Source organism: Massilia sp. 01N410 (assembly GCF_056399665.1).
Genome location: NZ_JBFTRV010000002.1, coordinates 200,983 through 216,222 on the forward strand (window position 1 = coordinate 200,983; position 15,240 = coordinate 216,222).

7 protein-coding genes are annotated in these 15,240 nt (G+C 67.3%); 2 read left to right on the top strand and 5 right to left on the bottom strand.

Annotation, left to right across the window (positions count from 1 at the left end):
- Nucleotides 1-43: 43 nt before the first annotated feature.
- Nucleotides 44-649: a TetR/AcrR family transcriptional regulator gene (locus AC1DOP_RS03575; protein ID WP_442122707.1), complete on the bottom strand. Its 606-nt coding sequence runs from the start codon at nt 647-649 to the stop codon at nt 44-46.
- 97 nt (nt 650-746) lie between these two features.
- The gene (gene aroG, locus AC1DOP_RS03580; protein WP_442122706.1) at nt 747-1,805 is read right to left on the bottom strand and encodes a 3-deoxy-7-phosphoheptulonate synthase AroG; all 1,059 of its coding nucleotides are present in this window, start codon (nt 1,803-1,805) and stop codon (nt 747-749) included.
- A gap of 441 nt (nt 1,806-2,246) precedes the next feature.
- Here aroG and AC1DOP_RS03585 point away from each other — a divergent pair, with 441 nt between their 5' ends.
- Nucleotides 2,247-5,105, top strand: a complete 2,859-nt coding sequence (locus AC1DOP_RS03585) for a TonB-dependent receptor (RefSeq protein WP_477249841.1) — start codon at nt 2,247-2,249, stop codon at nt 5,103-5,105.
- A gap of 74 nt (nt 5,106-5,179) precedes the next feature.
- Here the strand turns inward: AC1DOP_RS03585 and tldD are convergent, their stop codons facing one another.
- From tldD to AC1DOP_RS03600, 3 genes are all read right to left on the bottom strand, one after another.
- On the bottom strand, nt 5,180-6,640 hold the full coding sequence (tldD, locus tag AC1DOP_RS03590; protein WP_442122704.1) for a metalloprotease TldD: 1,461 nt from the start codon (nt 6,638-6,640) through the stop codon (nt 5,180-5,182).
- Between the two features lie 103 nt (nt 6,641-6,743).
- Nucleotides 6,744-7,547, bottom strand: a complete 804-nt coding sequence (locus AC1DOP_RS03595; protein ID WP_442122703.1) for a carbon-nitrogen hydrolase family protein — start codon at nt 7,545-7,547, stop codon at nt 6,744-6,746.
- A complete protein-coding gene (locus AC1DOP_RS03600) occupies nt 7,547-11,884 on the bottom strand; it encodes a YhdP family protein (protein ID WP_477249843.1) in 4,338 nt (1,445 codons plus the stop codon). The genes AC1DOP_RS03595 and AC1DOP_RS03600 overlap by 1 nt, the downstream gene beginning before the upstream one ends.
- A 156-nt stretch (nt 11,885-12,040) precedes the next feature.
- On the opposite strand from AC1DOP_RS03600, the gene glnE reads away from it, so the two are divergent.
- Nucleotides 12,041-14,785, top strand: coding sequence for a bifunctional [glutamate--ammonia ligase]-adenylyl-L-tyrosine phosphorylase/[glutamate--ammonia-ligase] adenylyltransferase (gene glnE / locus AC1DOP_RS03605; RefSeq protein WP_477249845.1), 2,745 nt, complete (start codon nt 12,041-12,043; stop codon nt 14,783-14,785).
- Nucleotides 14,786-15,240 lie beyond the last annotated feature (455 nt).

Sequence of the window (15,240 nt, forward strand, 5' to 3'; positions counted from 1 at the left end):
AAAAAATGCACCTCACGACGAGGTGCCATTGCCCCTGCTCCGGTCAGGGGGCAAGGTGAAGCATCCGGCGCGTCGTCGCCAGTGCGGTATCGAAGGGCCTGGCTGCGCGCTCTATCTTGGCCATGATGCTGGCCCCCAGCCACAGCTGGTACAGGCTGCGCGCCACGCTCGCGGCATCGCCGTCGATGGCCAGCGAGCCCTCGTCCACGCCGGCCGCGATGGCTTGGGTCAGCCGGCTGACGATCCCTTCCGTGCCGTGCTGCAGCGCAAGGCGCATCGCTTCCGACAGGTCCGCCACTTCCGCGCCCAGCTTGACCGCCAGGCACTTTCCCTGGCAATCCTCGTAGGACTGCGATGCCCGCCACAGTTGCCAGTAGTCCATCAGGCGCTGCGCCATCGTCAGGCCCGGCTGTGCCAGGATGCGGTCGAATTCGGCCAGGTAGTCCTCGAAATAATGCTCCAGCAAGGCTTTGCCGAAAGCGTCCTTGGAGCCGAAGTAGTGATAGAACGACCCTTTCGGCACGCCAGCCGCCGTCAGGATCTCGTTCAGGCCCACGGCCGAGTAGCCCTTGCCGGCCATGATGCGCTGACCGGTCGCGAGAATGCCGGCACGGACATCGGAATACTGGGCTGTGCTTTCAGTTGTCATGGGATGCAGCTTAAACCGAATTAGACCAGTCGTCTAGAACTATTTCCGCTGCTCCGGCTCAAGCGAGCCGGAGCAGCAATTGGACTGGCATTAGCGCTCAGTCCTGGCGCAGCCGGCGCTGGCGCACCGCCTGCGCCAGCCCCTCCAGCACGCCCACGCTAGTCTCCCAGTCGATGCAGCCGTCGGTCACGGACTGGCCGTAGACCAGCTCCTTGCCCGGCACCAGGTCCTGGCGTCCGCCCACCAGGTGGGACTCGACCATCACGCCGACGATGCGGTCGTCGCCGGCCGCGATCTGGCCGGCGATGTCGGCGCACACCGGCACCTGGTTCTGCGGATTCTTGCTCGAATTCGCGTGCGAGGCGTCGATCATCAGGCGGCCGGCGAGGCCGTTCGCGGCCAGTTGCTTGCAGGCGTCCTCGACGCTGGCGGCGTCGTAGTTCGGGGTCTTGCCGCCGCGCAGGATGATGTGGCAATCCTCGTTGCCGGCGGTCGACACGATCGCCGAATGGCCGCCCTTGGTCACCGACAGGAAATGGTGGGGCTGGGAGGCCGCCTTGATGGCGTCGGCCGCGATCTTGATGTTGCCGTCGGTACCGTTCTTGAAGCCGACCGGGCAGGACAGGCCGGAAGCCAGCTCGCGGTGCACCTGCGATTCGGTGGTGCGGGCGCCGATCGCGCCCCAGCTGATCAGGTCGGCGATGTACTGCGGGCTGATCACGTCGAGAAACTCGGTGCCGGCCGGCAGGCCCAGCTCGTTGATGTCGCGCAGCAGCTCGCGCGCCATGCGCAGGCCGTCGTTGATGCGGAAGCTGTTGTCCATGTAGGGGTCGTTGATCAGGCCCTTCCAGCCCACCGTGGTGCGCGGCTTCTCGAAATACACACGCATCACGATCTCGAGTTCGCCGATGAAGCGGCGGCGCTGCTCGGCCAGGCGGCGCGCGTATTCCACCGCGGCCTTGGTGTCGTGGATCGAGCACGGGCCGATCACCACCATCAGGCGGTCGTCCTGGCCGTGCAGGATGCGGTGCAGCGCCACGCGCGCCGAAGCCGCGGTGTTCTCGGCGCTCGCCGTCACCGGAAACTCACGGATCAGGTGAGACGGCGGCGTCAGTTCCTTCATTTCGCGGATGCGTAGGTCGTCGGTGCGGGGCATTGCTGTTCTCCGTTGTCTGTTGATGCGCTGAGCTGGTCTGAAAACGAAAAAACCGCCATCGCTGGCGGTTTTTCTGGAATCTTGCGTCGGACTTCGTTCTGCTGATGCGTGAACCTGCCGCTACTCCACCGCCGTCGGGCTGGAATGGCTAAACCAAAAATAAAAGGTAAAGAAGGCAGTGTGGCGCATGTGTGGTCCGGGGTGTTCGGTTGACTATAACAACAATATATGAGCATTGGCAAGATCTTTATCCGTCGCGTGCGACCGTCATGACAGTCGATCGGTTGCGTGAAGCAGACATCCAACCTGGGCAAGCCAAACACGGTTGAGAGATGTCAGTCGTTCATGCAGCTCCGATGCAAAAGTCGGGACATGCCCCGGCCGACTTGCGCCCTCCGCGAGCCGGGCCGGGAATCCCTCAATGCCAACTGGAGTCTGGAAATGACTGAAACCCCGATATCCCGATCGATCCGCCGCCTGTTCGCCAGTGGCGGCGCTGCCGGTCTGGCGCTGCTGGCGCTGCCGGCCACGCTGCCCTTGTCGGCCCAGGCGCAGGAAGCCGCGCCCAAGCCGATCCAGCGCGTCGAAATCACGGGCTCGAACATCCGCCGCTCCGAGGCGGAGACCGCGTCCTCCGTCATCACCGTCAACCGCGCCGACATCGAGCGCTCCGGCAAGGCCACCGTGGCCGAGCTGCTGCAGACCCTGGCTGTCGACAACCAGGGCTCGGTGCCGGTCAGCTTCGGCAACGGCTTCGCCGCCGGCGCTTCCGGCATCTCCCTGCGCGGCCTGGGCGCGGCCTCGACCCTGGTGCTGCTGAACGGCCGCCGCATCGCGCCCTACGGCCTGGCGGACGACGGCCAGAAGCAGTTCGCCGACCTCAACATCATTCCGAGCGACGCCGTCGAGCGCATCGAGGTGCTGAAGGACGGCGCCTCGGCCATCTACGGCTCCGACGCCATCGCCGGCGTGGTCAACGTCATCCTGCGCAAGGACTACCAGGGCAACACGGGGCGCGTCTCGCGCGCCTTCACCCAGGACTGGGACGGCAAGCAGACCAACATCGCCTTCACCAAGGGTGTCGGCAGCCTCGACACCGACCGCTACAACTTCCTGTTCAGCATCGAATACAAGAAGTTCGACGAAATCTGGTACCGCGACCGCGCCGACCGCGACTGGATCGGCCGGGTCGACCTGCGGCCCTGGGGCTATTCGTCCGAACAGGCCCTGGGCGGCACCGGCGCCATCATTCCCGGCAGCGGCACCGCCGGCAGCGCCATCAACGGCAACGTGCGCCCGGTGGGCTCGACCGGCGACTACGTCAACCGCGGCACCCTGATCCCGGCCGCGGCCTGCTCGAACTTCACCAGCCACCCGCAGGGCGACCCCGGCGGCGGCTGCCTGATCGATGCGCCCCAGCTCTACAACCAGCTGATCCCGAAACAGGAAAACCTGAGCTTCTTCGCGCGCGGCACCTTCCAGGTCACGCCGGACATCCAGGCGTACAGCGAGCTCAACTACTACACCAGCCAGACCAGCACCTCGACCACGCCGTCCACGGTCAGCGGTTCGGTCGGTTTCCCGGGCGGCCCGGTCAACAACGGCATCGTCCGCCTCGGCCCCACCCATCCGGACAATCCCTTCCCCGGCACACCCGCCACCCTGCGCTACCTGGCCGCCGACGTCGGTCCGCGCACCGCCCGTCTCGACGGCAACTTCATCCGCTGGATCGGCGGCGCCAAGGGCAGCAACTACGGCTGGGACTGGGACACGGCGATCCTGTTCTCGCACAACCACGTCAACAACACCCAGAACGGCTTCCTGCAGCGCGACGTCGCCTTCGCCCTGCTCGATCCGAGCGCGGCGAACGTCGCCGCCGCCCGCGCCGGCAGCCCGGCCTATGCGGCCCTGCCGCCGGGCACCGTCTCGCGCATCGGCGAGAACGCCGGCCTGAACTCGCCGGCGCTGTATGCGGCGCTGTCGCCGACGATCGGCAACCGCGCCAACACCAAGATGGTGCAGGGCGACGTCAAGGCCACGCGCGAATTCGACGGCATTCCCTACCTGGCAGGAAAGCTGGGCCTGGCACTGGGCGCCGAATGGCGCCACGAGGCGACCGAGCTGCAGCCGACCAGCGGCACGGAGCGCGGCAACATCATCGGCCTCGGCTATTCCGCCTACGAAGGCGCGCGCAACGTGTTCGCCCTCTACGGCGAGGCGCTGGTGCCCCTGCCCTACAAGGTCGAAGCTTCGCTGGCCCTGCGCTGGGACCACTTCACCGACGTCGGCAACTCCTATACGCCGAAGGCCGGCCTGAAGTGGACGCCGGTGCGCGAGTTCGCCCTGCGCGGCACCTTCGCGCGCGGCTTCCGTGCGCCGAGCTTCGCCGAGAACGGACGCGGCGGCCTGGCCGCGTACTCGACCGCCGCCGACCCGGTGCGCTGCGCCCTGGGCATCGCCAGCGCCTGCAACCCGGCCTCGGTCGCCCTGATCACCTCGCCCAACCCCAAGCTGTCGCCCGAGCGCTCGCGCAACTACTCACTGGGCATGATCTGGGATCCGCTCCCGCGCACCAGCATCTCGGTCGACTACTGGAAGATCAAGCGCAAGAACGAGATCAACCAGGAACAGGTCGCCTCCGCCATCGCCGCCGGCAGCGTGGCGCGCGACCCCACCAACGTCAGCGCCATTCCCGGCGACCCCGGCCCGATCACCGCGGTGCTGACGCGCTACGTGAACTCGAACCAGACCAAGGTGCGCGGCCTCGACGTCGATGCGCGCTACGCCCAGCGCCTGCCGGACGACTACGGGCTGGCGACCGTCGACGTCAAGTACACCCGCCTGTTCGAATGGCTGCGCACCGAGCAGGACGGCAGCAGGACCGAGTACGCCGGCACCCACGGCAACTGCGACGTGACCAACTGCACCGGCACACCGGACAACAAGATGAACCTGCGTTTCGGCTGGGAGCGCAACGACTGGCGGGTCTCCCTCAACGCCAACTTCCGCGGCCGGATCCAGAACACCCTGTTCCGCGGCGACGCCTGCGCAGTGACCTTCGACAGCGGCGCCAACGCCCCGAACGGCAGCTGCGAACTGCCCTCGTTCACGAGCTGGGACCTGGTGGCACGCTGGAAGCCGCTGAAGGATTGGGAGGTCTTCGGTTCGATCCAGAACCTGTTCGACAAGGTCGCGCCGCTCGACCCGCTGACCTACGGCGCCCAGTCGTACAACCCGCTCGACTTCGAAGGCGCGCGGGGGCGCTTGTTCACGCTGGGGGCGCGGTATACCTTCCAGTGAGCGGCTGATACACCGCGCAAAAACAAAAATGCCCGCAGCGATGCGGGCATTTTTCGTGTGGCGGGGGCTGTCGATCAAGCCGTACCACCCACCGTCACGCCATCGATGCGCAGGGTCGGCTGGCCCACGCCCACCGGGACGCTCTGGCCTTCCTTGCCGCACACGCCCACGCCGGAGTCCAGGCGCATGTCGTTGCCGATCATCGAGATGCGGTTCATCACGTCCGGGCCGTTGCCGATCAGGGTCGCGCCCTTCACCGGGTAGGTCACCTTGCCGTTCTCGATCATATAGGCTTCGCTGGCCGAGAACACGAACTTGCCGTTGGTGATGTCGACCTGGCCTCCGCCGAAGTTGACCGCGTAGATGCCGTTCTTGACCGAGGCCAGGATCTCCTGGGGATCCTTGTCGCCGGCCAGCATATAGGTGTTGGTCATGCGGGGCATCGGCAGGTGGGCGAAGGATTCGCGGCGCGCGTTGCCGGTGACCGGCATCTTCATCAGGCGCGCGTTCATGGTGTCCTGGATATAGCCCTTCAGGATGCCGTCCTCGATCAGCGTGGTGCACTGGGTCGGGTTGCCTTCGTCGTCCATATTGAGCGAGCCGCGGCGGTCCTTCAGGGTGCCGTCGTCGACCACGGTCACGCCCTTGGCGGCGACGCGCTGGCCGATCATGCCCGAATACGAGGACGAGCCCTTGCGGTTGAAGTCGCCTTCCAGGCCGTGGCCCACCGCTTCGTGCAGCAGCACGCCGGGCCAGCCCGGGCCGAGCACGACGGTCATCGGACCGGCCGGGGCCGGACGCGCCTCGAGGTTGACCAGGGCCGCCTGCACGGCTTCGTCGGCATATTTGTCCAGCAGCTCGTCGCTGAAATAGCTGTAGTCGTAGCGGCCGCCGCCGCCGGACGAGCCCATCTCGCGGCGGCCGTCCTGCTCGGCGATGACGGTGACGGACACGCGCACCAGCGGACGGATGTCGGCCGCCAGCACGCCGTCGCTGCGCACCACCAGCACCACGTCGTATTCGCCGGCCAGGCCGGCCATCACCTGCACCACGCGCGGATCCTTGGCACGCGCGATCTTCTCGATGCGCTCGAGCAGTTTCACCTTGGCGGTGGCGTCGAGGGAATTCAGCGGATCGTGCGGCAGGTAGAGCGAGCGGCCGCCGCTCGGCTGGATGCTGGAGGCGACCTTCACGCGGCCGGCGCCGGCACGGGCGATGGTGCGAGTGGCCGCGGCGGCGTCGAGCAGCGCGGCCTGCGAGATCTCGTCGGAATAGGAAAAGGCGGTCTTGTCGCCGGACACGGCGCGCACGCCCACGCCCTGGTCGATCGAGAAGCTGCCGCTCTTGACGATGCCCTCTTCCAGGCTCCAGCCTTCGCTCTTGGTGAACTGGAAGTACAGGTCGGCATAGTCGACCTTGTGCGTGAACATCGTTCCGAGCGTGGTGATGAGCTTGCCTTCGTCGAGCCCGAACGGCGTCAACAGCACGTCGCGCGCGACGGCGAGGGAGGAAAGATTCGGTTCGAATGGCTTCATGTTCAGGTCTTTCTGGTAAGGATAGGGGCATTTTGCCATATCGCGCCGGCGTTCGCGTTTGGCTGCGTTCGCGTGGGCACCCTGTGCCCACGCACGACCATGATTACAGTTTGCGGTGTTTCAGCGCGGGCAGGCTCTGACGGACTTCGGCCAGGACGTTCGTATCGATCTCGCCGACAACCACGCCTTCACCCTCCGGCAGCTGGCCGATCACCTCGCCCCAGGGCCCGATCAGCATGCTGTGGCCGAAGGTGCGGCGGCCGTTGCGATGGGTGCCGCCCTGGGCCGAGGCCAGCACATAGCACTGGTTTTCGATGGCGCGGGCGCGCAGCAGCACTTCCCAGTGGGCCATGCCGGTGGTATGGGTGAAGGCGGCCGGCACCACGATCAGGGCGACCTCGCCCATCGCCCGGTACAGTTCCGGGAAGCGCAGGTCGTAGCAGACCGACAGGCCGACCTTGCCGAACGGCGCTTCGAAGCTGCCGACGGCTTCGCCGGGCACGATGGTGCGCGCTTCGTCGTAGCTTTCCTCGCCGCGGGTGAAGCCGAACAGGTGGATCTTGTCGTAACGGCTGGCCGGCCTGCCTTCCGGATCGTAGACCAGGGTGGTGTTGAGGACGCGGCCCGCTTCCGGCGACACCAGCGGCAAGGTGCCGCCGATCAGCCAGAAACCGTGCTCGCGCGCCTGCGCCGCCATGAATTCCTGGATCGGGCCCTGGCCCGCCTGTTCGGCGTGGCCGACCTTGTCCGAATCCGACATGCCCATGATCGGCCAGTACTCCGGCAGGGTCACCAGCTTCGCGCCCTTGCCGGCGGCTTCCGCCAGCAGGCGGCGCGCGGTTTCCAGGTTTTCGTCGACGTCCGGTGAGGACACCATCTGCACTGCTGCGACTGTCGTCTTGCTCATCATTGGCCTTTCTTCTTCGCGGTTTGCGCAGGCGGCGCCGGATTGCCCGCGGCGGTGGCCGCCGCATTCGCCGCCTGGGTGTCGAGCTTGATCACATTGGGCGACTTCCACGGACCGGTCACCTGCATGTGGTAGGTCAGCGCCTTCATCACCGGCGCCCTCAGGAAGAGCTGGGCCAGGTAGCTGCCCAGGCCGATGACGGGGTTGACCGCCAGCGCATACACCAGCGGTCCGGTGCCGAGGTTGAATTCCGGGATCACCACCACGTGCAGGTTGGTCGATTCGTTGGCGATGTCGGCGGTGCCGTCCATCAGCACCGTGGCCGCCACCCCATGCATTTTAAGATTATCGGTGTGCACCACCCCGCGCGAGATCATGGCGTTGGCGGTGATGCCGTCGAAGGCCAGGCCTTCCGAGAACACGTCGTGGAAGTCGAGCTTGAGCATGCGCGGCAGCATCTGCAGGCTCAGCACGCCGAGCAGCTTGGCCGCGCCCGGGTCCTTCTTGAGGAACTGGCCGTCCTCGACGTTCATCTGCAGCTGGCCCGAGAGGCTCGGGATGTCGAGCGAATACGGCAGCCCGGCCCAGGAGATGTCGCCCGACAGCGAGCCCTTGCCGCGGCGCAGGGTGCCGGGGAAGCCGAGGCGGTCGAGCAGGCGGCCGGCATCGCTGATGTCGAGATTGAAGTTGAGCGCGGTATTGCTCTTGCCGTCGCGCGTCAGCCAGCGCCCGTTGGCCTTCAGCTGGCCGTCCGGATTGGTGATGGCCAGCCGCTCGATGCGCCATTCGCGCCCGGCCAGGGCCTGGGCATTGCTGGCCACCAGCTCCAGGCGGCCGAACTGCTTGTCGAACAGCTCGAAGCGCTCGGCCACGATGTCCAGGCCCGGGATGTTGGCGCCCGGGTCCTTGCCCGCTTCCAGCAGATCCTTGACTTCCCTGGCCGAGGATTCCGGGATGTCCAGCGAGGCCAGGCGCGCCGTCACCTTGCCCGACAGTTGGCCGTTCCGGGCTTCATCCCAGGTGACCCAGCCGGTGATCTGGCGCGAATCAACGCTCGCCTGCCACACGCCCGGCTGGTGCGACACGCCCAGCACCACGTCGTGCAGCGAGCGCTCGCCGATCACCAGTTCGCCGGCGCGCGCGCCGATCAGGTCCGGCACCACGTACTGGGCCATGCCGCCGCCGGCATCAAGCGAAGCCGCGCCCTGGCCGGATGCCTCGGCAGATCCGGCGATGCTCGATGCCGCCGCCAGCCAGCGGTCGACGTTCACCGACTTCATGTCGACGTTGATCATCATGCCGCTGTCCGGCTCCGGCGCCGGCACGTTCACGCCGATGCCGCCGCGTTTGACGATCCAGGGACCGTGGGGCTGGCGCTCGCGCACGTAGCGCGCCGCCATCGTGCTGCCGAGGGCGACGCGGATCTCGTCGTGGGCCACGCCGTTTTCCCCAGTCGGCTGGCCGGTGAGAGTGAAGTGCAGCGGCAGCGCGTCGGCGGCCGGTTTGTTCAGCGGGGCCGGCAGTTCGACGCCGAGGCCGGCCAGGTTCGAGTCGAGCACGATCTGGGCCTGGCGGTCCCTGACCGTCACCGAGCCCCCGAAGCGGGCACCGCCGGACAGCTTGCCGGCCAGGCGCTGCAGGGCCGGCAGCGAGCTCGTCGCGCGCATGCCATCGGCGGTGGCGGTGCCGGCCATGCGGATCACGATGGCGCCGTCGCGCTGGGTGCCGCCGGACAGCTGCAGCGGCCCGCCCAGGAAGCTGGCGCCGATGCCGTTCAGGTTCACGCCGTGTTCGGTGAATTCGACCTTGCCGAGCGCGGCCTGGACCGGCGGCAGTTCCGGGAACAGGGTGATGTCGTTGTTCTGCAGCTGCAGCGCGCCTTGCACCTTGGTCTCGTGCAGGTCCGCCAGCGGCAGGTGCAGTTTCAGGCCCAGGCGCGCGCCGCCGGTGCCCTTGGTGTCTTCCGTGAAGTGGCCGATCCATTCCAGCACCGGGCTGCTCGCCACGTAGCGCAGGAATTCCTGCAGCTGGCCGGCGGCGGTGCCGTCGATGTCGAGCATCGACTCGTGGGCGCCCAGTTCGGGGATCACGGCGCGCACATTGCTCAGGTTCAGGCCGAGGGTGCGGGCGGTCTCGGCACGGATTTCCATGCGCGCGCGGTCGAACACGATGGAGCCGTTAATGTTCTCGGCCAGCGGCCACAGCGGGGTCTTGCCGTCGGCCGCGCGGTGGGTCGGCGCGTACTCGAGCTTGCCGTTGTCGATGCGGCCGCTGACGCGGAATTCGCCGCGCGCGCGCTCGGCCGCGGTGTCGCCGTGGAAGGGGAAGTGGGCGAGTTCGCCGCGCAGGCGCACCCTGGCGTCGCGCAGGGTGCCGCCCTGCAGCGCGCCGGTCAGCCAATCGCGCAGGCCTTCGTGGGTCACCAGCGGCAGCCAGCGGCCGATGGTGGCGATGTCGAAGCCGTCCACGGTGCCGGAAAAGTCGGCGCTGCCCGGGCCCTTGACGCCGTCGCGGTGTTCGTTCAGCGGCAGCAGGTGGCGGCCCGACAGCGAGCCCTTCAGGCTGCCCTGGGTGAAATTGAAGCCGTCGACTTCGACCAGCAATTGATCGTCCTGCGGGTAGGACCAGCGCGCGCGCAGGCCCAGATCGTCGAACGGCAGGTCGGCTTCCGCGAACCAGGCCGGCAGCGCCAGCGCCATCTTTTCGGAGGCGATGTTCAGGCTGCCGCCGCGGTCGCTGGCGTCGATGCTGCCGCTCAGGTTGCGTACGCCCGGCACCGCCGCGCGCGCCGGGCGGGCCGGGTTGGCGCCCTCGGCCGGCTGGGCCGGACGCGCCGCCAGCGGCTCGATGCCGAAACCGTCGACCTGGCCGCGCAGGCGCCAGGCGGCCGGCCGCGGCAGGCTGCCATCCCATTCGGCGTCGACGTCGGTCAGGCGGCCGCGCGGCGCCAGCGCGGTCAGCAGTTCGCGCTGCTGCGGCGCCAGCGGCATCTGGGCCGCCAAGGTGGCCAGGGCGCCAAGGTCGACCTGGTCGGCACGCACCTCGAAGCGCTCCGGCTTGCCGTGCGCCGCCGGACGCCAGGTCTCGCTCAGCGTGGCCGGGGGCAGCACCACGCCGTCGCGGGTGACGACCGCGAAATTCTCGACCCCGATGCTGTGGCCGAGCGCGCCGAAGGTCGGCTTGCCTTCCTGGACGCCGGGCTTGATCTCTTCGCGCGCCGACAGCCGTCCGGAGACCCGCGCCAGCTGCAGCGGCGGCGCATCGGCCGCCAGGCGGGCACTGACCCCGGCCAGGGCGAGGTCGGCGGTAAAGCCTGCCAGGCGGGCCTGGTCGAAATTGATCCAGGCGCGCACCGAGCCGCGGCCGGCATCGACGTTGAAGGGATAGCTGATGTACTGCTTCCAGCTGGCCAGGTCGGTATTGCGCAGGTCGGCGTACAGCTCGCCCTTCCAGCGGCTGGCGTCGGAAGCCTTGGCGCCGAAGGCCGGATGGGTGAAGCGGACGCGCACGTCGAGCGGATCGGAGACCCCGGCCGGCGGCGTGGCGCGCAGGGCCAAACGGTGCGCCTTCCAGCGGTTTTCCAGCACCATGGTGAGGTTCGACAGCTGCAGCACGGGCGCGCCGCGCAGCTCGTCGGTCCAGGACAGGCGGCCCTCGCGCACCACGATTTCGTGCTGGCGCAGCAGCCAGTCGGCGCCGCCGCCGCCCTCCTCCTTCTTCTGCTTCGGGTCGATGCGCACGCCGGCCACCCAGAACACGCCGTCCGCGGTGCGACGCACGTCGAGCTCGGGGCGGTTGATTTCCAGGCTCTCGAAGCGCGGCTCGGCGGCCACCACCGACCACCACGACAGGGTCGCCGATACGGAGGGCAGCGCCAGCAGCTGGCGCCCTTCGCGGTCGCGCAGGTGGACGTCGCCGAGGAAGAGGCTGGGATGCAGTCCGCGCCAGGAGGCGTAGACGCGGGCGATCGTGACCTGGTTGCCGAGCACGCGGCTGGCGGCGCGCTCGATGTCGGGCTTGTACAGGTCGATGTTCGGCAGCACCGCCCAGCGCAGCGCCAGGAACAGCAGCATGAAGGTGAAATAGGCGAGCAGGACCACCTTCACCGTGAAGCCGAGCACATGGTGCGAAGCCAGGTTGGCATAGCGGTAGGCGGCCTGCAGGCGGTGCCAGCGCTCGGACAGCGGCAGGTGGGCGTGGGCCGCAGGCGAATCGGACGCGGGGCCGGATGCGGATTCGGAAGGCGCAGGCGCATCCGCGACACGGGCGTCTGCCGCGTGCCGGTCCTCGTCCTCTCGTCCGCCCTGCTGTTCCGGGTTGTGCATCAGGATGCTCAAATAAAGGCTTCGCCGTAAATTATTTCATCAATAAGAGAAGCGCTTGCAACAATCGCGGCGTCTACCTTACCATCACGCTGACCCAGGGCAGCATGGCGGGCAATTTTACCGCATAGCACGCCTCCCGGAACGTAGAAACTCGCCTGGATCCGCCCTATGAATTCCCCCGCAAGCGCATCACGCTTCTTTCAACGCTGGCTCGGCGCCGATGCCACACGGGCCGAACGGCTTGCGGCCCTGGCCGAATTATCGCTGTCCTCCCTCGATTTCGGCGCAGCACTGGAGCGTGAAGCCAGCGCCGGCCCGAATGGCGCGAGGCTGCCGCTGGGCCGGGCAATGCGCCGCCTGCGCAATCTTTTGATCTGCGCCATTATCGAGCGCGACCTCGACGGCAGGGCCGACCTCGACGAAGTCGTCACCGCCATGAGCCGCTTCGCCGACTTCGCCGTGCAATCCCACCTGGCCGAGCTGATGGATGAGATGACCGCCATCCACGGCATCCCGGTCGGGGCCGAATCCGGGCGTCCCCAGCAGATGATGGTGCTGGCGATGGGCAAGCACGGCGGCGGCGAGCTCAATGTCTCGTCCGACATCGACCTGATCTTCGTCTACCCGGAAGACGGCGACACCCAGGCCGGGCCGGGCCAGCGCTCGCTGTCGAACCACGAGTTCTTCATCCGCCTCGGCAAGAAGCTGATCGCCGCGCTGTCGGAAATCACGGAAGACGGTTTCACCTTCCGGGTCGACATGGCGCTGCGCCCGAACGGCAAGTCGGGGCCGCTGGCGGCCAGCCTGAACATGGTCGAGGACTACCTGATCGTCCAGGGCCGCGAATGGGAGCGCTACGCCTGGGTCAAGGCGCGCGCCGTCAGCGGCGACCCGCTGGATATCGAGCTGCTTACCGCCATCGTCCGCCCCTTCGTGTTCCGGCGCTATCTCGACTTCGGCGTGATCGATGCGATCCGCACCATGCACGCCCAGATCCGCGCCGAGGTCAACCGCCAGGAGCGCCTGCACCCTGAACGCAGCGACAACGTCAAGCTGGGCCGCGGCGGCATCCGCGAGATCGAATTCCTGGCCCAGGTGTTCCAGCTGATCCGCGGCGGGCGCGACCCGGCGCTGCGCGAACGTTCGACCCGCAAGACCCTGCGCCTGCTGGCCGAGCGCGAGCTGCTGCCGCCGGAGACGGTCGAGCGCCTGCTGGAGGCCTATACCTTCCTGCGCAACCTCGAACACCGCCTGCAATACCTGGAAGATGCCCAGACCCATACCCTGCCGGTCTCGCCCGACGACCGGCTGACGGTGGCGCGCATGATGGGCCTGCCGGACGAAGCCACCCTGCTGGCGCGCCTGAACGAGCAGCGCGCCTATGTGGCGGCCCAGTTCGACGCCATCTTCGCCGACAAGGCCGCGGGCGCCGAGCCGGCCGACCCGGCGGCCTCCTTCGGCCCCGCCATGAGCGACCCGGAAAACGGCGAGGCGATCGCCCAGCAGCTGGCCGCCCTCGGCTTCGACCGGCCGGAAGAAGCGGCCGCCCGCCTGGTCGCGACCTGGCACGCGCCGCGCCTGCAGACCCTGCCGGAAGCCAGCCGCAACAAGCTGGCGGCGCTGGTCAACACGGCCCTGCCGCAGATCGCCGCCGTGGTGCGCGAAGCCGGCCTGGGCAGCCATGCCGCCACCCTCGGCCGCCTGCTCGACTTCTTCGAGGCGATCGCGCGCCGCGCGGCCTACCTGTCGTTGCTGATCGAGTATCCGCACACGCTGGACCGCGTGATCCGCATGATCAACGCCAGCGGCTGGGCCGCGACCTTCCTGACCCAGCACCCGATCCTGCTCGACGAGCTGCTGGACGACCGCGGCACGACCACCGACTGGACCGGGGAACTCACCGCCCTCGCCGCCAGCCTGGCCGGCCAGCTCGACGCCGCCGCGGGCGACACCGAGCGCCAGCTCGACATCCTGCGCGAAGCCCACCATGCCCAGCTGTTCCGCCTGCTGGCGCTGGACCTGGCCGGCGAGCTCTCGGTCGAGCGCCTGGCCGACCACTTGTCGGCGCTGGCCGACCTGATCGTGCTTGAAGTCGTCAAGCGCGCCTGGCTCACCCTGCCCCGCCGCCACCGCGAGGTGCCGCGCTTCGCCGTGATCGCCTACGGCAAGCTGGGCGGCAAGGAGCTCGGCTATGTGTCCGATCTCGACGTGATCTTCCTGTTCGACGACGACGACCAGGACGCGCCCGGCAACTATGCCAAGCTGGCCCAGCGCTTCATCACCTGGATGACGACGCACACCCCGGCCGGCATCCTGTTCGATATCGACACCGCCCTGCGCCCGGACGGCGCCAGCGGCATGCTGGTCTCGACCGTTTCCGCCTTCGAACGCTACCAGCGCAGCTCGGCCTGGATCTGGGAGCACCAGGCCCTCACCCGGGCCAGGTTCTGCGCCGGCGACACCGATATCGGCGCCCGTTTCGAAGCCATCCGCGAGGAAGTGCTGCGCCAGGACCGCGGCACGCGCGAGGCCGAGCTGCGCGACGAAGTGGTCAAAATGCGCAAGCGCATGCACGACGCCCACCCCAGCCACAGCGACCGTTTCGACCTGAAGCAGGACGATGGCGGCATGATCGACATCGAATTCATCGTCCAGTACCTGGTCCTGCGCCATTCCCACGCCCATCCCCAGCTCACGGCCAACAAGGGCAATATCGCCCTGCTGCGCATGTGCGGCGAACTCGGCCTCATCGATCCCGCCCTGGCACAAGGCGCCGCCGACGCCTACCGCGTCATGCGCCGGCTCCAGCACCAGGTGCGCCTGCAGGGCCAGGAACAGGCCCGTGTCGACCCCGCCCTCGTGGCAGCCCACGCCGATGTGGTTTTACGCCTGTGGCGCGCCTGTTTCGGCTGAGATCCCGCGAAATTCCGACTCGTTTATGCACGCAGCATAAACAATAGACGTCAATCTTGATATTTCCCCAAGACAAACAGTTAAGGTTGAACGTTGCGCAAAAGTGACAAAGCGCTAAGAAATAGCGCTCTCACGCTGCATTTCTATTGTGCCAGCTTTGCAAAGCATAAACCCGATGACACACTGCACAGGCTGGTTTCCAGCTGTTCGGAAACAATTCTCACGCGCAATTCTTTGTGAGAATTCGGCTGCTTGCGTAACGTGAAATGTTTCAAAAGAACGTTGGTATTTACGCAAATATGCAACAAAATTATTTATTCTCCGGAAACGATTGACATCCGGTTCCACAAGATGATTTTATTGCTGTTTTGGAATGTATGTACTCTGCACATCGTTTCAAATAAGCCGCGACAACGACGGCATTCTTCACGGTTTGCTTGATCAGTCCACCGTGC

Coding starts and splice junctions, on each gene's coding strand:
- tldD (WP_442122704.1), bottom strand. CDS start 6,640: ATGAAGCCATTCGAACCGAATCTTTCCTCCCTCGCCGTCGCGCGCGAC.
- AC1DOP_RS03595 (WP_442122703.1), bottom strand. CDS start 7,547: ATGAGCAAGACGACAGTCGCAGCAGTGCAGATGGTGTCCTCACCGGAC.
- AC1DOP_RS03575 (WP_442122707.1), bottom strand. CDS start 649: ATGACAACTGAAAGCACAGCCCAGTATTCCGATGTCCGTGCCGGCATT.
- glnE (WP_477249845.1), top strand. CDS start 12,041: ATGAATTCCCCCGCAAGCGCATCACGCTTCTTTCAACGCTGGCTCGGC.
- aroG (WP_442122706.1), bottom strand. CDS start 1,805: ATGCCCCGCACCGACGACCTACGCATCCGCGAAATGAAGGAACTGACG.
- AC1DOP_RS03585 (WP_477249841.1), top strand. CDS start 2,247: ATGACTGAAACCCCGATATCCCGATCGATCCGCCGCCTGTTCGCCAGT.